The following is a 23,227-nucleotide window of genomic DNA, read 5'->3' as shown; positions in this document are numbered from 1 at the left end:
CACAATTGCGGCTAGTCCCACAAGGCCACCCCTCTTTCAGCAGTCCTCCCGCCAGTACGCATTCATGTTCCTACGGGCGATCGGCTCAAAGATCGGCAGAACTTACTTAAACCAGGCACGCACAATGTCAAAATCAGTTAATAAACCATTTAAACAAGATTCGCGTTATCTAAAAAGATTGCAGCACTCCCACAGCCTCGTTACTCTCCCACCCTCCGTTGGGCAGCAAGGCCAACTGAATTTCCCTTGCCTTGTGGCCGGAGTTCTGTAAACTGGGAAATACTTTCACACATACTTGAGTCTTGTGCGACAGGTGACTCACTAATCAACTTCCCGGCTCTCTTCGCTTAGAGACTAACCCTTACACTTAAGCTTCTGTAAAGGTCTATGAAATCTGCATCTTCCACCAATTACTCTTCTCTGGACAACGTGATTGATGTCGCTGTTGTCGGCGGTGAAAATCATCATCAGGAACATTATTCTCCCCCGGAAATTAGGAGCAGTGCAATTATCCCGCGCCAAGGAAACCTTTCCGGCATTCTCGACCTTCTAAATAAGCAAAGTTTCACAGTAGTAGTTAAGGAAGTAGAAGACAAACTTAAGGTTGTCAATCAAACCCTGGGAATGCTCGACAATATCCTCGAGAGCGAGGGATTTGATGCCATCCTCAACGAGATGTTGCAGTCGATTACCCTCAAAACAGGGGAATTGCTGAATGCCGATCGCACCACGATATTTTTATTAGACGACGAAAAAAATGAACTCTGGGCGATCGTCGCTAAAGACGAAAATGGCAAAAACCTAGAAATCAGAGTTCCCGCCCATGTAGGCATTGCCGGAGAAGTAGCCACGTTCCAAAAAGTGGTTAATATCCCTTACGATTTTTACAACGACGAACGATCGGCTAACGCCAAAAAATTTGACGAAAAAACGGGCTACCGCACTTATACAATGCTGGCAATGCCCCTAATTAATGAAGACACAAAAGAGTTAGTAGCAGTTGTTCAACTGATTAATAAATTAAGACCAAACCACGAAAAATACCCGACTTTAGACGAACAAATAGACAGGCACGGATTTACTCAAGAAGACGAACAAGTTTTTAAAGAATTTGCTCCCTCGATTCGCCTAATTCTAGAATCTTCCAAATCTTTCTACGCAGCAACTCAGAGACAACGAGCTGCAACGGCGCTGATGAATGCCGTCAACGCTCTTTCTCAGAGCAGTTTAGACTTAGAAGATACCCTAAAAAGGGTGATGGATCAGGCCCAAGAACTCATGAACGCCGATCGCAGCACCCTGTGGCTGATCGACGAAGAGAAAGACGAACTGTGGACGAAAATCCCGATGGGCGGCAACCTTAAAGAAATTCGCATACCCAGAACCGCCGGTTTTGCAGGCATCGTCGCCCATTCTAGCGAACCGCTGCTGATTCCCTTTGACGTGTACGACGACCCCCGCGCCGCCACTTCCAAAGAAGTAGATCAAAAGTCGGGCTACCGCACTTGCAGTATGCTTTGTATGCCCGTCTTTAACTCGGACAAAAAATTGATTGGCGTCACCCAATTAGTTAATAAAAAACGACAAGGAGAATTCCCCCCCTACAACCCCCAAGATTGGCCTCACGCCCCCGAACAGTGGAAAGCGAGTTTCAATCGCAATGACATGGAATTTATGAAGGCGTTTAACATCCAAGCAGGAGTGGCGCTGCAAAACGCCAAACTGTTTGCCGAAGTCAAACAGCAAGAACAAAGACAAAAAGATATGCTGCACGCCTTGACTAACGGCGTGATTTCTACAGATAAAAAAGGCAATATAGTAGCGACCAATCCCAGTGCCAAAAAATTACTGGGTGTCAGCGATGCAGAATTAGGCGAAGGTCAATCTTTGCGAGAGTTAATTAAGTTAGAAAAAGGCGATTTTGCCAAGTGGTTTGATGCGTCTTTGTCTCCCGAAGACGATAACGACCGCCAGCAGTATTACCCAGATCAAGTTTTGCTTTCCTTTGAAGGAGAAGCGCAGAGTATCAATCTCTCGATTAATTCAATGACTGACGCTACCGACCCCAACAAGGTCAACGGCGCGTTAGTCGTCATGGAAGATATTAGCAGTGCCAAGCAAGTCAAAAACTTGATGTATCGTTACATGACTCCAGAAGTAGCCGAAGCTTTGTTAGCTTCAGGGGATACTGGATTGGGCGGTAAGCGCAAAAACGTTTCGGTGCTGTTCTCAGATATTCGCAGCTATACCACACTTACGGAAAAATTGCAAGCCGAAGAAGTGGTAGTGATGCTGAATAAATATTTTGAAGTCATGGTAGATGTCGTATTCGAGTACGGCGGGACTCTCGACAAATACATCGGCGACGCTCTGATGGCAGTTTTTGGCTCTCCAGCGCCCCTAGAGGATCATGCTTGGTGCGCCATGCAAACGGCGGTGAAAATGCGGGAAAAACTGGCCCAGTTTAATCGAGAGCGTATGGCACATGGCGAACTGCCGATCGGCATCGGTATGGGCGTGCATTCCGATGAAGTTGTCAGCGGCAACATCGGTAGTAGCAAACGCATGGAATTGACTTCTATAGGAGACGGCGTTAACCTCGCCTCTCGCTTAGAAGGCGCTAGCAAGCAGTACGGCACTGACTTGATCATCAGCGACAATACTTACAGAGATTATGCCGATCGGCTGTACGTGCGAGAACTAGACTTTATTACTGTCAAAGGCAAAAGCGAACCCGTAATCGTTTACGAACTCGTCGGCATCCGCGAGGGATACTCGCCAGTGGGCAAGTCACTAACCGAAACACAGCAACAAATTATAGAACATTACACGAAGGGGCGCGAACATTACAAAACTCCAGTCAGCCAAAGACTCTCAGAAAGTGAGGTGAAAAACATCTTAAAGGATGTCGCCGAAATGCCGGAGGCAGAGATTAAGAAACTGTCCTACAATTTAGAGCAACAGTTGGAACACGAACTAAAAAACCTGTTATATCAACTGAAAAAGCTGTCAGAGTACGACCCAAAAAACCTGTCCGAAGCAGACAAACTCATTGTGCTGTTACAGACAGAAATCCAACTCCTGAAATTGGAAGGCATCAAAAACCTCTCGGAAGACGAAGCCAAAATGCTGCTGCAAGCAAAAATCAAGCCCCTATCAGCAGACGATATTAAATACTTGCAAGAAGGCGAAGTCAAAAAGCTGTTGGAAGCAGACATCTTAGAACCATCAAATCCCCAAATCAAGCGGCTGAAACCTGCAGAGATCAGGCAGCTATTGCAGGCGAAAATTAAAAGTCGAGCCTGCGAGACAGTTGCAGAAATGTTAGATGAGGAATTTGAAAACCTGGGACTCGATCGGGTGAAAAAACTGCTGAGCGAGTTTAAGAAAGCCTTAGAACCAAAAGCCAAGCAAGCCTTTAAAGACGCTGAACGCGAATTTAACGCCGTTCTGGAAGTTGACCCGAAAAACAAGGCAGCTAAATTGCACGTCGATCGCTGTATGTTATTTCAACATCGGTTTTCAGACGTACTCAACTGGGATGGTGTGTGGAATCTCACAGAAAAATAGCAGTAGCCCACAGCAAATCCTCGCGGTGGTGCCAGGGTTCGGGGTGGGGGCGATCGCGATCGGGGGTGCGCCTCCCATCCCACCACCAATTAACCTTAATATCCTATTGAGGTAATTGTAAATAAGCTCCAACAGGTATTATGGTTATCAGGAAGATGGGTTTAAAACCCTGTCGTTTTAGGACGGCTTTGTATTAAAATGCTGAATACTCAAAGGATCTTTAGGCTCAAGACACGTTGAAACAGCTACGATGAGAGCAAACTTAAAGACAGCTAGAAGGGCAATGGTTGACTCTAACCCGTTCGGCAAGAGTAAAAGTCGCCATAGGGCATTGGGAGACTTTAAACGGACAGGGAGGGACTGTAAGACTACTTCGGTAGCAAGACCCGATGAACTGTCAAGAATCACCGCTGAAGAGAACTCGGTGAGTATGTCAAATAACCGGATTTGAATTTGCAAGCGAGATGCCGGGGGTTTCGCCCTAGGTATTTCGATCGCACTACCTACCGCAACAAACTTAGCACTTCTATTATTTGAAGCGCTTAAAAATAGTTATGACGGGCGGCAGCGTTACCCGGTTTCTGAGAAAAATCTGGGAGAAAGGCGACAAAACATCCGCTCAAAAACCGGGTTTCTCACCCCGTCCGCCTAAGTCTTAATAGCGTTAGTGGCTCCTAAAAAGAGCTTCCTTCGCAGATAGTCAATGTTCTAGTCTTAGATATACAAAACCACTAGCGTCAGTTATGAATAATTGGAATTCGCAATCGGGAGATGTTGAGTGGGTAGATCAGGTTTACCAACTATTGCTGGAGATTGCTCGGAGCTCCCTGTCAGATATCCCCAGAATCCCGGAAAACATCACTGTTAAGGCTATCCCTCTGATCCAGAAGGTACAAAGCATTCAACAAAGGCCTGACGGGCAAGTGTTCAAATCAGGTTCCTTTTCAGTAAACGATCACGAATGGGTCGATCGAGTCTGCCAACTATTGGTAGAACTAACCAGCGCGTCTTTGTCCGAACAGCCCAAAATGCCGGAAAACCTTGCAGGCAGATCTTTAGCCCTCGCGGATCGAGCACAAAAAATTAAAGAAGATATCGAAGAAAATGCAGCCCAAACCCCAGCAGATGAAGAGGACAATTCCTTACAGTCTCCAGACGCGCTGCTTTCCCTCTTGCACCACAGTTTGAAAACTCAGCGCGCCAAAAGCTACAACCCCGATGCCCCCGAATGGCAGCAAGTCTTGAGCCTGCTCGACGTAGTGCAGTCAATTTACAAGCAAATCCAAAATTAAATTCCAGCTTAACTCAGGGGGGTCTTTATTGTGCGAGAACGCTGGCTTTTAAAGGCGGTTGCTATTTGACATAAAATTTTTTTTGCCCTAGCCCAAACATTTCCGATTATTGCACTTTTGTCAACTACACTAGGTTTAATCGGTTCTAGGGCAAGAGAACATGAGCGGACAAAACATTGGCGATTTGTCAAAAGAAATATTAGCCGATCGCTATCAGTGCGATCGGCGGCTGGGCAAGCAAGCAGGAAGGCAAACTTTACTAGCCCGCGACTTAAAAACCCAACAGCAAGTAGTAGTCAAACTCCTCTCATTCAGCAGCGATTTTAACTGGGAAGACTTAAAACTGTTCCAGCGAGAAGTCGAAACCTTAAAATCCCTATCCCATCCCGCAATTCCCCGATATCTAGACTCCTTTGAAATCGACACGCCCAAGCGCAAAGGATTCGCCCTAGTTCAGAGTTACATCGAAGCCAAATCCCTACAAGAATATCTCTCAGACGGGCGCACCTTCAGCGAAAGCGAAGTCAAACAATTAGCAACAGCATTATTAGACATCCTCGCCTACCTGCACCAGCGACAGCCCCCGGTGATTCACCGCGACATTAAACCCAGCAATATTTTACTCAAAAATCGATCGGGAAACAGCGTCGGCGAAGTCTACCTAGTTGATTTCGGTGCAGTTCAAACTCTAGCAACCCAACAAGGGAAAACAGTCACCGTTGTCGGAACTTATGGCTATATGCCGCCCGAACAATTTGGCGGGAGGGCGGTTCCCGCTTCCGACTTGTACAGTTTGGGAGCAACATTAATCGCCTTAATTACCAAGCAGCATCCTGCCGATTTACCGCAACAAGATTTGCAGATCGAATTCGAGCAATTCACCCAACTGAGCCCCGGTTTTACCAATTGGCTGAAGTGGATGACCCATCCCAGTTTAGAATGCCGTCCCGCCTCAGTCCAGATCGCCAAAGAAGTTCTAGAAAAACCACAGGAAATAAATAAATATTCCCAGACATTGAGACTGGGAAAAACGCTAGATACCTCTAGGTTGTTCTGGAATGCGATCGGGCGCAGCACTTGGATGGGCACTCTAGGTGTAGGAGCTTGTGCAGCAATTTACGGCACTTTTCTTTTGCCGGTAGTGGCGACAATTTTCGGAGGATTAATCGGTCTTTTTCTGGGCTTGCTGCTGGGGTTGGGGAACGGAATAATCGTAGGAATTGTGACCCGCTTGTGGTTTTTTCCCCTAACTAATCCCAAACTTCACCGACAGGTTTTAACTGCAATTAGTATCGTACTCTGTACCTCGACAAGCATCGTCTACTTTCGGATAATGGATTGGAATAAGCTAAACGATTTGAGTGTTGAGATTATCTTCGTGCTTGCACCGTCGCTAATTGCAGGACTGTCAATGGGGGCAAGTAGCAAGTCTATTGCCCGGTGGTATCAAAAAGAAAGTGGACTGTAATCTAAAATTTACAGTTCTGGACGCACTCCGACTCCTAGAAACCGGGTTTTTACGAAAAGACGCGTTACAACCGCCAGACTCGCTAAAAAACCCGGTTTCTGAACCCCGACGTTCCCCTCAAATTAAAATTAATGTAAAAAAAGATGACTAGCAAAATATTAGCAGAACGCTACGAAGTGCAGCGGCAACTAGGAAAACAAACTGGTCGCCAAACGCTGCTAGCTCGTGACTTACAAACTCAAGAATTAGTTGTCATCAAACAGCTATTCCTCGGCAGCGATTTTGAATGGCAAGACCTCAAGCTATTTGAACGGGAAGCGGAAACTTTAAAAGCACTTTCTCACCCAGCAATTCCGCGCTACCTCGACTACCTGGAAATTGACGAAGTAAACAGTAAAAGCTTTGCCATGGTACAGACTTATGTAGAGGGAAAAACTTTGCAAGAGCATTTGCGATCGGGGCGTACTTTTAGCGAAAGCGAGGTCAAACAATTAGCTAAATCGCTGTTAGCCATTTTGAATTATTTGCACAAGCAAAATCCGCCTGTTATTCACCGTGACATTAAACCCAGTAATATTTTACTGCACAGCAGATCGGGTAACTCGGTCGGACAAGTTTATTTAGTTGATTTCGGTTCGGTGCAAAACCAAGCTGCAAAATTTGGCGGCACAATTACAGTAGTGGGAACTTACGGGTATATGGCACCGGAACAATTTGGCGGGCGCTCGGTTCCGGCTTCTGACCTCTACGGTTTAGGTGCAACTTTAATTTATTTGGTAACAGGTTTGCATCCCACTGAACTGTCGCAACAGGATTTGAAAATTCAATTTGCCGATCGGGTACCGCAGCTCAATCCTAATTTAATAGATTGGCTGGAGTGGATGACAGAACCAAGTTTGTCCAAACGGTTATCTTCAGCTAGGGAAGCATGGCGAGGGCTTAAAAATCCCCACCTTATCAACAAAAGTCCTATGGTGGTGCTGCAGCCACAAGGCAGCGATATTAAACTTACAAAAAATTCGGAGTTTATAGAAATTGTAATTCCGCCACCAGGCATCGGTTTTGGTTTAATTGCCACGCTTTCGGCTGTGGTATCTGCGAGTCCTGTCTCATTTATAGCAAGGAATATGTTGAGCGATGCGTTAAAGATAAATCCCCAATTTTTTATAATAATATCAGGAAGTTTGTTATGTATGGCAGGACTAAAGTTGATATTTGCACTATTTAGGGAAAGGCGCCTCAGAATTGATCGGCTGCAAATCTCGCATACAAGCAATCTGCTGGGGTTGAGATGGAATCATGCCAAGCCATCTCCCAGGAAGGAGATTTGCCAGTTGAAAATTCAACAACGTGAATATAGAAACAGCGGTATTGGTGTAAAAGTTATGATTTTTGCTTTGTCAATCGCTACAGGGTTATATCAAACGGCATCATTACTTATGCAGAAGAGCTACTCGGAAGTGAAATTAGGGAAAGTCTATCAGATGATAGTTCAAGCAGGCAACCACAAATATCAGTTAGGAGAGAAGGAGGGACTAAGTGAATCAGAAATCAAGTGGTTAGCAACAGAACTAAGCCTGTGGTTGGGTTTGAAAATTAAAATAATTTTGACAGACGGTAAACAGAATAAATGGTTCTGAAAATATCTCCGATCGCCCAAACAAAGCATTCTCCTCTCAACCTGTGGGATGGGCGTCCAGCCCGTACCTCTCAAACTGTGGGATGGGCGTCCCGCCCGTCCAGTGTATTCTCCCAGCCGGCGACGCACTCCCCCGCTTTCTCTCAATCTCATGCAGCCGAAAAGCCCGATCGCCCGTAAAATGCTATCAAAGGGATTTGGCAAGTAGCACTCATCCCAATCATCTGTTAACTTGGAGATATTGTTGTGGACTTATCGCTAATTCCGGCACAGCCGAAACCAGGACTGCTCAACGTCCTCATCGAAATTACCGCCGGTAGCAAAAACAAGTACGAATTTGATAAAGACTTACAAGCCTTTGCTCTTGATCGGGTGCTTTCTTCCTCAGTCCAATATCCGTGCGACTACGGCTTCATACCCAATACCTTAGCCGATGATGGAGACCCCCTCGACGGCATGGTGATGATGGATGAGCCCACATTTCCAGGGTGCATAATCGCAGCCCGTCCGATCGGAATGCTGGAAATGATCGACGGAGGCGACAGGGACGAAAAACTTTTGTGCGTTCCCGACAAAGACCCCCGCTACGCTCACTATAAGTCCCTCAAAGACGTAGCCCCCCACCGCTTGGACGAAATAGCCGAATTTTTTAGAACCTACAAAAATTTGGAGAAAAAAGTCACTGAAATTCTGGGTTGGCAAGATGTTGATCAAGTCATGCCCTTAGTGGAAAAGTGCATCGCAGCCGATCGCAAATAAGCCCCTAGCCCGCACTCCTCGACTGCAACCCGACTAAAAACTCAGGGGGCCGAACTTAAGGCGATCGCTGCACGTCTAGGGATGCAGTCGAGGAACAGGTGGCTAGAATCTCAAATCAGTCGTGAATGCCGACTCACCGGAACAGCATTCCTCAAAACCGCGCCCCGCCCCCAATCTTGAAAAAAATACTACTCCTAGAGTAAGATGAAGCGCAAATTCTACCCCTGGGAAATGCGTTCTACGTTGGAGGAAATTTTACCTCAAAACTTAGATCGATCAGCGCTATCTTAATCTCAGAACACAGAACACGGCGGGCAGCCCGCATGATGCAAAAAATCATCTCTCAAGCGTGACATCTCCTACACGAATCGGTAAGGTTGAGAATTATAACAGCCCAAGTGTGCGGCACTCGAATGGTTTCCCGATCAAGCGCTTTATTATAGTACAGATTGCTAAAAAGTAAAAACTAAGATTTCAACTCCCAAGTTCCTGCCGCCAAAACTAAAAAAAATGCCAGATTCCGCACCCTCTCTAGCCAATCCACAGCCCTCCGATCGCCAAGCCACTATGGAAAATAGTCCTTTGACCGAGTTTGTCGTTCAGTTTTGGGGCGTGCGGGGCAGCATCGCCACCCCCGGCACCAAAACACTGCGCTACGGAGGGAACACCTCCTGTGTAGAAATGCGCTTGGGCAAAAAACGCCTGATTTTTGACGGCGGCACCGGTCTGCGAGTTCTGGGCCTCAATCTGCTGCGGCAAATGCCGGTGGAAGCCCATATGTTTTTTAGTCATACTCACTGGGATCACATTCAAGGGTTTCCGTTCTTTACTCCCGCCTTTATCCCGGGGAACTGCTTTCACATTTACGGTGCGATCGCCCCCAACGGCACTACAATCAAACACCGTCTTGCCGACCAAATGGTGCACCCCAATTTTCCCGTCCCCATCCAGGTGATGCAGTCAGACCTCAAATTCAACGATTTGACGCCTGGGGATATTATCGAACTCGACGATGTGAAAATAGAAACGGCACTGCTGAACCATCCCAACACCGCGATCGGATATCGAGTCACCTGGGAGGGACACACAGCAGTCTACTGCACCGATACAGAACACTTTCCCGATCGCCTGGACGACAACGTGCTACACCTAGCTCGCAACGCCGACGTGCTGATTTACGACGCTAACTACACCAACGAAGAGTATTACAACTTCAAAACCCCAAAAGTCGGCTGGGGACACTCGACTTGGCAAGCAGGAGTAGAAATAGCGAAAGCTGCTGGAGTCAAAAAAATCGTGATGTTTCACCATGATCCGGGTCACGACGACAATTTTCTCGATCAAATCGAAGCAGAGGTGCAGGCAGCGTTCGCCAATAGCTGCTTAGCCCGCGAAGGCATGAGCATACCAGTAATTTAACCAAAAATAAATTCAGAATTATGAAACAGGAAAAACCCCGCAAACGTCGCAGAGTAGGCTTGCGGGGGCTTTACTCAACGTTGCTAGTGTTGATAATTATCTGCTGTACCTGCGGCGGATGGGTTGCAGCTCAGACTGCCTACTCTCGCACTCCTGCGCGACTTGCTCAGGTGTCTTCGATCGAGGATACTGGTACGGTCGATCGCATCCCCGAACGCTACCAACTCGGACAGCAACTGTACCTAGAAAACTGCGCCACCTGTCACATCGCTTTACCGCCGCAAGTCTTACCTACAGAAACTTGGCGCCGATTGCTGCAAGATTCCCAACACTACGGACAAACCCTCAAACTGCTAGTAGACCCGCCCCGCCTGCTAGTCTGGAACTACCTGCAAACTTTTTCCCGCCCCCAAGCCAAAGACGAAGAACTCGCCTACCGAGTCGCCAGTTCTCGCTATTTCAAAGCACTGCACCCCAAAGTCAAGCTGTCACAACCCGCAAATATCAGCAGTTGCGTTACTTGTCACCCCGGCGCATCTCAATACAATTTCCGCAAGCTTACCGCCGAGTGGCAAAACTCTCCCTAGCGCAGATTAAGTTCATAATTATATCCGAGTGCGAGCGAGACGATCGCACTAACCAGAAAACGGCGATCGCATTCTGAACTAGAGACTTAAGTGTGGGTGCGATCCTTCAATTCATGCTTACTGGGCATCGCAGCTTACAAAGAACCTCTCGCTTTACCCTCATCAATAACTCTGATGGGTAACGGTGAAGTTGTGCGACTGCCGATAACGTCTGTTGCCAAACCGACCAAACTTGCTAGTCCGTTCCAACCGAGTGGTTAGCGGCAGCTTGAGTGGCATAGAAGTAAAAAATCTGTGCCTTTAACTACTTTTTGACAAATTGTTATGATATCTTAACTTTAGCGGAGGCTAGTTCCGACAATTTAAGAAACCTGGTTATCAAGTAACCTGATTTATGATTGACCATAAAAAAATTAAACTGAAATGGGAAAGTTATTGGTTTAAAACCTTTGGGAGATGGCGATCGTGTCCATTGAGCTGCCCAATAGACCGACCTCATCCTCGGCATATTTTTTGGAGTTGGATTGGCAGTTTTTTGGCAATTACTGCCACGTCCTATCTTGCTGTAAAAACTAATTCTCCTTTACTAATGGCTCCGTTTGGCGCTACAAGCGTTCTGATCTTTGGTGTCCCTGACAGCCCTTTGGCTCAACCCCGGAATGTCATTGGGGGCAATTTCTTAGCTGCTCTCACCAGTTTAATCATTCTGCATTTTCTCGGTTCTTCTCCCTGGGCGATGGGAATGGCTGTTTCTAGTGCGATCGGAATTATGCAGATTACCAGAACTCTACATCCGCCTTCGGGAGCAGTTGCCTTAGTCGTCATGATGACCCAACCAGACTGGAAATTTTTGCTAACACCTGCTTTTGAGGGATCAATAATCTTGGTCTTGTGCGCCGTCATCTTTAATAATTTAGCGGCAGAAAGGACGTATCCCAACCACTGGTTATAGCATTGTCTCTAATTCTCTCATCCTTCCCCAGGGTGCACTACCCAAAATTGGGATGCTCCCTCGATTCCTTCTTTTTTCTTCCTTCTTTCTGACATCCGTTACATCCCGTAGGGTGCAACGGAAGCCGAACTTCCTTCTGCTAGATCAATCAAAAAACACTGATTTGTCCGGCGTTGGTCGAGCACCCTTTTGAAAGCGTTCCCAAGACTGCTTTAATCGAGCCGGCGCCGGATATTCTTTATCGTAAACCACTAGGACATTCGTCAAATTCCGTCCCGGCGGCAATAAAATCTCCCCTTGATGAGCCAAACCCACGGAAGCGCCCCCGTCCAAATTCATAGCTTCAAAACAGCCGATCCTCTGCATAACTTTAGCTTCTGCTTCCAAAGACAAACTATCAAGAAAAGTCACCAAAAATAACTTATCTCTAGAAGCCGGAAAGCCGATCGCCGTTCTCGAACCCACGCCCAAAACACCAGCATCTTTAAAACCTTCCGACAAAGGAGACAGCCAAACTTTCCCCGCTTTAACCAATCTCGGCCCGCAAGTCAGAGAAAACCAATGTTGACTCCAATCCGGCTTACCTTCAATCCTAGCCGTCACCATTTCCAATTGATTTCCGGCTTTAATTCCCAAAGTCGTGCCGTAATTTTCCCATCGGCTGTATTTCAGAAACTTACCCGCCGCCACCATATTTCCCAGCACAGATTTCTGCTCATCTTTACCAAAAAAAGTCCCGTTAGCAACAACAGCAGCCCGGTAACGCGACACCATATTTTCAAAAGGTTCGTCGCCCCGCGTGACTTTAGAAGTATTTGCAAAATCTGCATTATTAGCTAACCCAATTGTCATATAAATTTCTGGGTCTGCGAGGTCAATAGTTGTGAGATAAAAACTTGCGCCAGCTACATTTTGGCTGCTGACTTGTACAGGTTTTGCTTGCTTAGCAGAACGTTTGATAATTTGAGGTTGAGACGGCTGCACAGCAGGAGAATTTTCGGGCGATTTTACAATAGGATTACTCGCCAGAGGTTGATTGGTTTTTTCCGATTTTACAATGGGATTGCTAGGGAGAGGTTGAGGAGTTTGATTTGATTGTATACTGGATAAAAAAGCGAGTGACTTTTGCCAGAGTTGACCCGCGAGAGTCAAGAAACTATCTCGGTTTTGGGCGATCGCAAAATAGTCAGCCGCAACCCGCGCCAAAGCTATACCCGTTAAAAATAAAAAAGTGCGCCGCAGCATCGGGCGACAACCTTCAGACTGTTTGCGTTTAGACATAAAAAAATCTCAGCTAGGATAGCGAACAGTTTCCTATAGCTGTGACTACAATGGGCGATCGCCTGAATTCTGAAATTACCAGTAGCAAGGTGCTCCATCGCGCACCTCACCACTAATTCAAAACTCCAAACTCTTGGCCTAGCCGGTATTCCGCATCCCCGCAGCAATTCCATTAATCGTCAGCAGAGCTCCCCGCAACAATTCACCCTTACTATAACGCGAGTGAATCACCCCCGGAACCCCGCCACTACCGTGCTGCCGCAAGCGTTTCAGCAGCGAAACCTGCAACAAACCCAAAGGCACAATCGTCGCATTTCGCAACTGCACCGATCGCTGCAGCGATGGATCTTCGTCCAACAAACGTTGGTGTCCGGTAATCGTTAAAACCAAATCGCGAATCAAGTGAAATTCGGCAGCAATTTGATCAAATAAAGCCTTAAAACGCTCTTTATCAGCAGGCAAAGCTAACTCCTGCACGTAGTGTTCTGCAATCTGCAAATCCACCTTAGATAAAGTCATTTCCACCTTAGAAATTACCATTCTAAAAAATGGCCATTTCAAGTAGAAATACTGCAAAAGTTTCATGTGTTCTTCCGGTTCCTCTAGCAAAAACTCTTGCAAAGCTGTGCCGACACCGTACCAAGAAGGCAGCAAAAAGCGGCTTTGAGTCCAGCTAAACACCCACGGAATTGCTCGCAAACCGCTGATGTCTTTTTTGCCACCCCGACGGGCTGGGCGAGAACTAATTTGCAACTGGCTGATTTCTTGAATCGGGGTAACTTGGTGGAAGAAATCGACTAAATCGGGCTGTTCGTAGATTAAATGGCGGTAGTGCGATCGCGATTTCACCGACAACTCCTCCATAATCTCATTCCAAGGGTCGATGCCATCAAAACCAGTGTGCAGCAAACTAGCTTGAATTACCGCCGCCGCCACAGTTTCCAAATTGTAAAGCGCCAACTCCGGCAAAGAATATTTAGAAGCCAAAACCTCGCCTTGTTCGGTAATCTTAATTCGCCCGCTAATACTCTTTCCAGGCTGAGCCAAAATTGCCTTGTAAGCAGGCCCGCCGCCGCGCCCTACAGAACCGCCTCGACCGTGAAAAATCCGCAACTCTACATTGTATTTTTCCGCAACCATTTGCAAAGCTTTTTGAGCTTTGTGAATTTCCCAATTGCTGCTGAGGAAACCAGAATCTTTATTGCTGTCGGAATAGCCCAGCATCACCTCTTGCAATTTAAGATTTTGGATTGAGCAGTGCAGCTTTTCTTCGCTGTTTTCCGCTACTTCCTGTGCGTATCCTCCTGTTAGCAAAGCTCGATAAAGTGGCAAATCAAATATTTTTTGCATTACTTCCGGCGCTTTTTTCAAATCTTCCACCGTTTCAAACAGGGGAACTACTTGAATGCTGCTAATTCCTGTCGCCGGATCGTACAGTCCTGATTCTTTTGCTAACAGCAAAACCGCCAGCAAATCGCTGACATGGTGGGTCATGCTGATCACATAAGTTTCGCAAATTTCAGGACCAAACTCCTGCTGCATTTGCCGCAATATGCGGAAGGTATTAATCGTCTCGCAAGTTTTGGGAGAAAAGGGCAATTCTGCTGGAATTAAAGGGCGGCGAGTTTGCAGTTCAGTTGCGAGCCAAATAATTCGATCGCATTCCGACATTTGATTGTAAGGCTTGGGCAAAATTTGCAAGTATTCAGCAATTTCGCTCAAAGCGTCGGAGTGTACTGTTGACTCTTGGCGGATATCTAGGTAAGCCAAATTAAATCCGTAAATTTCTACTTGGCAGAGCAGATTTTCCAAGTCCCGACAGCTCAAACCTGTTTCGACTAAATTGTGCTCGATGAGCTGCAGCTCGGTCAAAAACTCAGCGCCCGATCGATAAAGGCCGGTCATTCCGGGATGTTCTGACAAAGCTTCGCGTTCCCGCTGCAACTCGTCTCCTTTGTAGAGCCGCCAATTACGATCGCGCGTATTTTCCAGCCGCTGCAGCACGTAGGCCAGCTTCAACCGATAAGGTTCTTGGCGGTAGCGGATTGCCCACTGCTCGTAAACCTCCGGGAATTCCGATCTGTCGCGATCGAGAGATTCCAGCAATTCCGGCAGCACGTCGCTCCAGTGCAGCGACAAACTCAAAAGTTCGTTCAGCCGTTTCACCGCGCTGATGTACTTCTGTAGCACTAAGTGGCGCTGATAGCAAGCAGTTTGCCAAGTAACTTTCGGAGTCACAGAAGGATTGCCGTCCCTGTCCGATCCCACCCAAGAACCGAACTTGCAAAAATTGTAACTAGGCGGTTTCAGATAAGGATAAGAAGCGTGCAGAGCTTGCTTGAGGCGGTGGTAGAGTTCGGGAATAGCATCAAACAGAACTTCCTCGAAGTAGTGGAGAGTGTATTCCACTTCGTCAAGTACAGTCGGCTTGAACTGGTGCAGTTCGTCAGTGCGCCACCAGAGGCGAATTTCTTCCATCAGTTGCTCTTGGAGAGCCGCCGCTTCCCAGCAAGACACCGGGTAGGGGCTTTGAGAGTCAGTTCCGAGCGCCTGAAATTTCTCGTCAACTTGGTCTAGCTGTTGGAGAATCTTCGCCATTCGTCGCTGCTTGGTGCGGATCGTGTGGCGAACAATTTCCGTCGGGTGAGCGGTGAATACCAAGCGGATGTCTAACTGATCGATCAACCGCTGAATTTGCTGGCTGGGCACGTTCAAGCGCAGCAGCATGGGGAACAGTTGGTGAAAAGTGCCGGCATCTCGGGCGATCGTCTCGCTGCTGTCTGCACCGCGAGGAGCCATTTGGGCTGGGACTGGGCCTTCCCGGTGGCGGGGGCGATCGGGGGCATCAGTTGCTTGTCCTGGTAGCTTAGAAAACATCCGACCACCAGCATCGTTGCTGCTAGCGTAAGCTAGCTGTTGGTCTCGCTGTTCGTAGTGCTGTTCGACAATGTTGATCAACTGAAAATACAGTGCAAAAGCCCTAGCGGCGCGGATGGCGGCGTTGAGGTCGAGCTTTTCGATTAGCTGTACGACATTCGACTCGCGAAAGTGAGTGGCTTGTCCCTCGGCGGAATTGACCGATCGCATTTGTTGGAGCAAATCCACCAATTCCTGTCCGCACTCCTGTCGCAGCACCGATTCCCACAAGTCCTCTACAACTTTGAGGCGATTTCGCAGAAACAGGTCTGATTTTGAGTAAGCGGGAGAATGGGAAATAGATGTTGCATCAATAGCCTGTTCTGAAGACTGGAGGACTGAACTCATCGGGCTGTTCCTCAATAGCTGCGGGTGTCTGTGAAAATTGTATGGTTTAGTTTCGCCTAAAACACTTTTGTTTGCAGTCAAATTTGAGACAACTTATTGAGACGTAGAAAGTAGAAGGCACTTATGTACAAATTATAAGCAAAGATTAGTTTTTTAACCACACATTGTACCTATTGTCAAGCTTTTATGTCACTTGACTTGCGATTTTAGATTTTAGACGATCGGCGTGAGACGATCGGCCAGAAGTGAGTTGAGTCGCGCCAAGTCGAACAATTTGAGATTTACTCCAAAGAAGAATCTGGGAAGTTGAACTAGGGTCGAAAATTTTTATCTGTCCCCGACTCCTGTCGCGGGCTGGTATCCGTTTTTGGGCAGGGTCAATCGATTTGAGATTTGAGATTTGAGATTTGAGATTGACTTGCGCGAGATAAATGCTCTTTCTTGAGGATTTTCGATTTGAGATTTGGGATTGATTCCACGGATAAATCACGTGGCGGGTACCACCTTTGAAATTCCTGGTCACAAAATTTAACTTCTAGCTGCAGCATCCTTCCTTGGGCTTTCTAATCCTGTGATTGAGGAAAGTTGAGTACGGGAAGGCGCGAACCCCGAAAGACTTCTTCGCTTTCAACGCCGATCGACGCAACAAACTCAGCAGCAGCTTTAGCCACCACCAACCCGCCCAGCATGGGTAAGGCGACCAAGCTCAATAAAATGTCTGAGGGCACTGGCAACTTTGGACTGTTAGGTGTTTGAGTTTTGAGCAAGTCTTGGTTTTCCGACGGCATAAATTCCTCCTGTGTCAATCCGTAATCCTCAGTTTACAGGGCAAATAATCATCTTGACCGCTGTTTTCTGACTAATAACTTCTGAGATCAAATCATTTGACACTCCCTGCGCTGAAGCGACAGGGATTCTTAAGCCCATAATTTATGTCTTAAAGGCGCTGACAATTCGCCCCTACTGATTCCGCTTAGATCAAGTCCAAGCATTACCGCTACTTTTCTACCAATATTGCCACAACCGTTGCAATCTGCATTGATCAACCAACCTTGAGCTGTTCGATACAAGCCACGCTTAATTCGTTTACCAGATGGAAGCCACCCTTCGGGTTTCTCGCCGAATGTAGGTAGCAAATCATTATCAACGAATGAAGCCTTTGAGGAATACGATTCTTCAGTCTCCAGAAATCTTAAGCCGTACTGCTCACACAATTGACAAATTCTATCCTTCAGTCTGCCCGTAGGAATCTGCACAAACTTTTGATTAGTTTTGCTTCCCATGTTGGCAGACTTTTTTTGTCCTTTGTTCCAGCCAAATACAACGGTTCCTATTTGATGACTCAAACAATGATTAATCACCTTTTTGGCTGCCTTGTTGACGGCATCTCGCATTTGACGATTTCGTCTCTCGGTTACGCTAGCAAGTTTTTTAGACCAAAACCCGTTAGCTTTCCCCTTCATCAAAAATGCAACTTGCTTGTTGTAACCTTGATTGAGAGACTTTATGTGCTTGCCATCAACTATAAAACTTGTACCAACGTTGCTCACACAAGTTAGCCAATTGTCTACGCCGTGGTCAATCATCAAGCATCTGGCAATATCTACATCTGATTGGACTTCAGTAGTTTTGTAGACAAACTCTAGGTAGAAACAGCCGTTTCGAGGAAGAATGCGATATTCCCGAATAGCCTTGAAATCAAGATTAGATGGCATGGGCAAGTAAAACGCATCTAGACCAAACCACACATTGACCTTGCTGCCTAGGGGAAATCTCAACATTCCGTCTTTGAGCTTTACCGACCTACCTGTAAACGTCACCACAGCCATTCCGCCTTGACGATATTTCGGCAGCTTCGGGCGGTCTATAATTATCCCATTTTTAAACGCTTTCATTAGTCCTAGAAAAGACTTGAAAGACTCTGCTACACCCGTCAGGATTTGTTGGGCTGTATCAGAGTAAAATGCTTGATAGTGTCGATTTCGATTTTCGGTTCCTAGAACCTTGTGCAACTGAGCGCGGTTCGGAACCTTGCCAGTTTTAAAATATAACTCGCGGGCATAGTAAGTCCCGCAATTAGAAAGTTTTGCAGACTCAGAACACAGATATTCGAGAATCGCCTTAATCTCTGAGTCAGCTCGAATTAAGTTTTGTTGGCAGCCAAACATGAGTCATCCTCCTTATTATACTATAGTACAGCAAAACACCGGATAAAATCATGAAGAAACGTTTAGATTTTCGGATTCAAGAGTCTGAATTTAAAATTCTTGAAGAACACTGCAAATCTGTAGGTCGGACTAAAACCGATGTACTTAGGGAATTAATCAGGAGCCTCAAAGTTAAAGAAAAGCCGTCCTAGAAGGACGGGGCTTCAGACCCAGTTTCTTGGTGACATCCGACGAAAGATCTCCTGCAAGCGATCGTCCCCCCGTAGACAAGTCTATAAATATCTTGTCGCGAGATCATAAGCTCGCACTCGGAAAAAACGCTTTGTATAAAATCGGGATACTCCCCGAAGGCGCTCGTGGGACTCTCTCCGCGGAGCATGGCGAAACCCCAGCACTACAGTCAGAAAATAATAGACATTTCCCGAAAAGCCAGTCTTGAACAGGCAGGAGACCTGTTCCACAAGAATTATGAGAGAGGTTTAATTATTATTCGGATGCAAACGGAAACGATATGACTAATGACGAATAACTTCTTGCTTGGCTTAATTTGGACTTATCTGTGCCAAAATGTCGAGGTATTATCAAAAAAATATTCTCCAACGACTCGAAGCCGAGGGGATACAAGGCAAGACACTAAGTCCAGCATGGCTTAAACCAGACAAAACGGTGAGGCTCGGCAAATCAAATAATTGTCTGTAAAATCTGTAACTGTGCTATTTCTAGAAAACAAAACCAGCTTTGGCAAAATTTAGAGTTTCATGTTGAATGCGAACGGGAGCATATTGGCAGACAATCGATCGAGCGCCTCGCAGTGGGCCGGGGAAGCTTTAGGGCTTCCCGAAGTTCAAGTACAAGCGCGTTTGCGCGGAAATCACCTGCACATTTTGTGCGAAGCAGCGCAGTGTCCGTCTCAAGAATTGGTGACGGCGAGATTTACCAACGCCCTCGAACACACTGATTTAACGCAACTGCTGCCCGATCGACCTAAAATTTACCAGTTGTTTCTGTGTGGGCGCAAAATCGGTTCCCGACAAAATGACTGGACAGTCCGGCTCGATTGCAGCAGTCCCAAGCGACAGCAACAGCCACAGCAACCGGAACCAAAAGTTGCCGAAGTGCCCCCGCCAGCGAGTTCCCCCGACGAACCGCCAGCAAGCCCTAAAAGAGGCGGATTTTTCGGCAAATTTAAGAATGACAACCAGAAACTCAAACAGACACCAAAACCAGTAGAAACAGCAGCCCACCCGCCGCAAGTACGGGAAGAACTGGATTTTGACGCCGACAGTCTGCCCATCGCCTCCCGCATTGAATACCCAGAAGCTTTTGAAACTTCCCCCGTGACGATCGACACGGGGGCTGCTGCGACGCGGGAAGCCGTCGGTTCCGCCGTTCCCCCGCAGCAGAAAGCCAACCGTGGCGCAGTGGCTTTGATTCAATCCCCCCAAGCTGACTCAGGCGAGGGCGAGCGCGATGGAACATTAACGGTTTCGCCGGAAACGTTGGCGCGCCGGGGCTATCCAGATGCGATCGCCAGCTATCTCAGCGAAATCCTAGGGCCGATGGGAGTTTCGGTGAAAGTAAGCATTCGCGAAAAAGAACTCAAAACCAGCCGAGAAACCCTGCCGGTGAATGGGCCGGAAAATATCAAGCCCAAGGAACGCCGACTGCTGGTGCTGTGCGAGTCAGCTTACAGCCCCGACCCCTCATTGCTGGCCGAACCCATCGCCGGCAGGCTACGGAAACTGCAACTAGAGGATTTCCGGGAAGCCGTGATCGCCAGCCAAGTCAGCGGCGAAGCGAAGCCGGACTGGCTGCTGCGGGTGGATTTGACTTCGCCGGACAAAATTCTTAAGGAATGGGCCAGGTGGGGAGACGTACAGTCGATCGCCAAACTGCTAAATCAACACTTGGCGGCATCGAGAGTCGAAGTGCGGGCTACCCTCAAAGAAGCAACACTCCACCTGTTTTGCAGCAAAACTGCCAAAAAAGGACAAAAGTCTAAACGGCAAGAATACCCCGACAAGCAGCAAACCACCGAGGCGATCGCCCCTTTGTTAGCCTCCTTTGCGCCCCAAGGCATCCGCGCAGCTACTATCTACGGCGTAGAACCAGCCAAGGACTCTCAGGCGGCGCCGGAGTCCCCCGTGTGGATAGACTGGGTAGACTTGCCAGCAGCCCACCACCCCGACTTGGCTGCGAACGCTAGAACGCTGGCGATCGAGGGCGACCAATTGGCTTTGACTTTTTTATTGAACAGGTTGCTCAACCCCAATCTCAGACGCAAGCTGGAAACAGGAGGGATTCGGGCTGTCGTGCTGCAAAAAGCCAACGTGCTGCACGTCATGACAGAAGCTCTGACTTGCCCTTCTCAGTCGAAGATAGGCCAGCCGGTGGTCAAATTTTTGCGACAGTTACAAATTCCGGGAGTGGCAGGGGTGCGAGTCTACGGACGGCGCGCCGGCCAGAAACTGCCTCTGTGGCGCTACGCAATCGACCTCAGAACGGCTGTTGACGAGGAATCAGCGACGGCACCCGCACCTGCTCCCTCGCCAGTGGCGGTGTTGGAAAAAGAACCGGTGCCGGAGTTTGCGCCGGAGGAGGATGGGAGTTTTTCGGGTTTGGGCGACAATTTGGTGTTCGATGCTCCGACGCCCAACTCCTGGCGGCCCCGTTTCAAAATCAGACTCCCCGGATACAATCTGGGCGAGCAGTTAGTTCAAGCTGCGGTGCAACCGCTTGTCGCTTCGGGTTTGTTTGTTCCCAACGATGGTTTATCCACGAATGCTGCTGCGCCGGGGGGCGTGAGAGCCGATCGCGCCGCCGGCATGGCTGTGATTTGGGCGATCGCCGGCTGTCTGCTGACGTTCAATACCGATTGGCTCCTCGGTCTATTTCTGCAATCTGCGACGGTCAGTCAAGCTCCTAGCGCCTCCGAAGTTTGCAGCGGCCCAAATTGTCAAAATTCATCCCCCAAGGCTGTGGACGATGTTACAGCCCAACTTCCGAAGGAAACCCCGAACCCCGTTCCCGCTGCTGAGGAGGTGAATTTGCCTCAAACTCCGTTGCAGCAGTCGCCGGAAGCCAACCGGCAAGAGGCTTTTAATGGCTCTGGGTTTACGAAACCGGGAAATACTAGCGTTCCTGTAGCTGATGTTTCCGCTCCTGCGGTGTTCCCAACTTTGAGGAGCGAGCAGCTTGACGATCAGATAGCGCGCTATCAAGAGTACATTCACCTGCACAAAAAACCGCCGGATATTTTAATTGTCGGTAGTTCGAGGGCGCTGCGGGGCATCGATCCGGCGGTTTTGGAAACCGCTTTGGCAGCTTCGGGTTATCCGGGGCTGAGGGCTTACAATTTTGGGGTTAATGGAGCTACTCTCCAAGTTGTAGATTCGATCATCCGCCGGATTTTGCCGCCGCAACAACTGCCGAAATTGCTGGTGTTGGCTGACGGGGCGAGGGCTCTCAACAGCGGGCGGCCGGATTTGACTTTTAGTGCGATCGCTTCTTCGGAAGGTTACAGACAATTGAGCCGGGGTAGTTTTCTGATCCGCACCAATCAATTAGAATCCGAAACATCGAAGGAAAGCGCCAACAATCCGGTGGCGACTGCGACTGAATTGGTGAACAATTTGGGAGAAGCTCAAGCTAATGTTCAGCAATTGGTTAGTCAAAAGTTGGTTGAGGGTTCTGCAACTTACAAAAAGCGCGATCGACTTAAAGGGTTTTTGCGATCGATCATTAATCCCTCATCAGCCCCTGTTGCAACCGACAGCCTCCAAACTGCAGCCCTGGGTGAACAAACAACTGAAAACGTTCAGCCCACTGCTATGAGTAAACCCGTCAGCGAGTATCAACCAAATGGCTTTTTGCCGATCGATATACGCTTCAATCCCGAAACTTACTTTCAGAAGCACCCGAAAGTATCTGGTTATTACGACTCCGACTATCAAAATTTTAAATTGGTAGGCGAACAAGCTCTAGCACTCAAAAATCTGATCGAATTTACCAAAGTTCGCAACATCAATCTCGTGTTTGTGAATATGCCTCTGACTGAAGATTATTTAGACCCAGTGCGGACAGGTTACGAACAAGAATTCCGGCAATATATGCAAGAATTAGCAGCTCAAAGCGGACTAATTTTCCTAGATAAGAGTTTATTGTGGCCCCAGGCGCGAGAATCTTTTTCCGACCCCAGCCACCTCAACCGTTACGGTGCTGTTGCAGTGTCTAAGCGGTTGGCTCAAGATCCCATGATTCCCTGGCCGGCGAAACAGTAGTTATAATTTTTGAGTGGTGAGTTATTTTAGAAGTTAAATGCTCCCAACGTTGGGAGTGCGGCGCGACTATCTCAAAACTATTCTTTCCTGCGGCTAAATACTGAAAGTAAGCAACCCCGGTCTGAAGACACGGGGCTTTGGCAAATAAGCTAAAGCCGTGCTTACCCGCCTAAGCCTTAACTGGCTACGTTGTTGGGGTCAAAACACCGGAAAATGCGACGCTAGTTTTCCGATCTGTTGTTTGGAATTAAACAATTCTCAGGTCACTGGAATAGTGTTGCAAGCGTAAAAAGCCCTTATAACATTGGCAAAGCGAACTTTACGAGAAATCGAAGGGACACAACAATGTCTATCCAACCATATTACGTTTTTGTTCTAGATGCTAACCGCAAACCACTAACACCATGCAAACCATCTTTGGCACGCAAACTGTTAAAGGTTGGCAACTGTAAAGTTTTCAGGCTTTACCCTTTCACACTCATTGCGCGACGTAGTTAAGCTACGTGTTCTGAGTGGAGAGCCTTCTCTCCCAACGGATTTCGTCCCGT

At 47.7% G+C, this 23,227-nt stretch carries 15 protein-coding genes; 11 read left to right on the top strand and 4 right to left on the bottom strand.

Annotated features, from left to right (window positions below):
• The first annotated feature begins 387 nt into the window (after positions 1-387).
• The 9 genes from QUB08_RS19745 (at position 388) to QUB08_RS19705 (ending at position 11,686) form a co-directional block, all read left to right on the top strand.
• The gene (locus QUB08_RS19745) at positions 388-3,570 is read left to right on the top strand and encodes a GAF domain-containing protein (protein WP_333226339.1); all 3,183 of its coding nucleotides are present in this window, start codon (positions 388-390) and stop codon (positions 3,568-3,570) included.
• A 743-nt stretch (positions 3,571-4,313) separates the two neighbouring features.
• Positions 4,314-4,862: an inorganic pyrophosphatase gene (locus QUB08_RS19740; protein WP_333226337.1), complete on the top strand. Its 549-nt coding sequence runs from the start codon at positions 4,314-4,316 to the stop codon at positions 4,860-4,862.
• A 160-nt stretch (positions 4,863-5,022) separates the two neighbouring features.
• Positions 5,023-6,330, top strand: coding sequence for a serine/threonine-protein kinase (locus QUB08_RS19735; protein WP_333226335.1), 1,308 nt, complete (start codon positions 5,023-5,025; stop codon positions 6,328-6,330).
• A gap of 143 nt (positions 6,331-6,473) precedes the next feature.
• Complete coding sequence (locus QUB08_RS19730) at positions 6,474-7,970, top strand: serine/threonine-protein kinase (RefSeq protein WP_333226333.1); 1,497 nt, start codon at positions 6,474-6,476, stop codon at positions 7,968-7,970.
• The gene (locus tag QUB08_RS19725; protein ID WP_333226331.1) at positions 7,961-8,149 is read left to right on the top strand and encodes a hypothetical protein; all 189 of its coding nucleotides are present in this window, start codon (positions 7,961-7,963) and stop codon (positions 8,147-8,149) included. Before QUB08_RS19730 ends, QUB08_RS19725 begins: the two co-directional genes overlap by 10 nt.
• A gap of 66 nt (positions 8,150-8,215) precedes the next feature.
• Positions 8,216-8,728: an inorganic diphosphatase gene (locus tag QUB08_RS19720; RefSeq protein WP_006634582.1), complete on the top strand. Its 513-nt coding sequence runs from the start codon at positions 8,216-8,218 to the stop codon at positions 8,726-8,728.
• 510 nt (positions 8,729-9,238) lie between these two features.
• A complete protein-coding gene (locus QUB08_RS19715; RefSeq protein WP_333226329.1) occupies positions 9,239-10,147 on the top strand; it encodes an MBL fold metallo-hydrolase in 909 nt (302 codons plus the stop codon).
• A 20-nt stretch (positions 10,148-10,167) separates the two neighbouring features.
• Positions 10,168-10,734: a diheme cytochrome C gene (locus QUB08_RS19710; protein ID WP_333226327.1), complete on the top strand. Its 567-nt coding sequence runs from the start codon at positions 10,168-10,170 to the stop codon at positions 10,732-10,734.
• Between the two features lie 394 nt (positions 10,735-11,128).
• Entirely contained in the window at positions 11,129-11,686 is a 558-nt protein-coding gene (locus QUB08_RS19705; RefSeq protein ID WP_333226325.1) for an HPP family protein, read from the top strand.
• A gap of 144 nt (positions 11,687-11,830) precedes the next feature.
• Here the strand turns inward: QUB08_RS19705 and QUB08_RS19700 are convergent, their stop codons facing one another.
• The 4 genes from QUB08_RS19700 to QUB08_RS19685 form a co-directional block, all read right to left on the bottom strand.
• Entirely contained in the window at positions 11,831-12,967 is a 1,137-nt protein-coding gene (locus tag QUB08_RS19700; RefSeq protein WP_333226323.1) for a phosphodiester glycosidase family protein, read from the bottom strand.
• A 138-nt stretch (positions 12,968-13,105) separates the two neighbouring features.
• Positions 13,106-16,231: a phosphoenolpyruvate carboxylase gene (ppc, locus tag QUB08_RS19695; protein ID WP_333226322.1), complete on the bottom strand. Its 3,126-nt coding sequence runs from the start codon at positions 16,229-16,231 to the stop codon at positions 13,106-13,108.
• Positions 16,232-16,794: 563 nt separating this feature from the next.
• On the bottom strand, positions 16,795-17,037 hold the full coding sequence (locus QUB08_RS19690) for a hypothetical protein (RefSeq protein WP_333204646.1): 243 nt from the start codon (positions 17,035-17,037) through the stop codon (positions 16,795-16,797).
• A 111-nt stretch (positions 17,038-17,148) separates the two neighbouring features.
• Complete coding sequence (locus QUB08_RS19685) at positions 17,149-18,399, bottom strand: transposase (RefSeq protein WP_333226320.1); 1,251 nt, start codon at positions 18,397-18,399, stop codon at positions 17,149-17,151.
• 758 nt (positions 18,400-19,157) lie between these two features.
• On the opposite strand from QUB08_RS19685, the gene QUB08_RS19680 reads away from it, so the two are divergent.
• Together QUB08_RS19680 and QUB08_RS19675 are read left to right on the top strand one after the other, a co-directional pair.
• A complete protein-coding gene (locus tag QUB08_RS19680; RefSeq protein ID WP_333226318.1) occupies positions 19,158-22,679 on the top strand; it encodes a hypothetical protein in 3,522 nt (1,173 codons plus the stop codon).
• Between the two features lie 345 nt (positions 22,680-23,024).
• Complete coding sequence (locus QUB08_RS19675) at positions 23,025-23,177, top strand: RRXRR domain-containing protein (RefSeq protein WP_445300937.1); 153 nt, start codon at positions 23,025-23,027, stop codon at positions 23,175-23,177.
• Positions 23,178-23,227: the final 50 nt, after the last annotated feature.

The sequence above is a fragment of the Microcoleus sp. BR0-C5 genome (genome assembly GCF_036705045.1).
GTDB lineage: Bacteria > Cyanobacteriota > Cyanobacteriia > Cyanobacteriales > Microcoleaceae > Microcoleus.
Note: the sequence above shows the minus strand (reverse complement) of the source record. Positions and strands in the feature narration are given on the sequence as shown.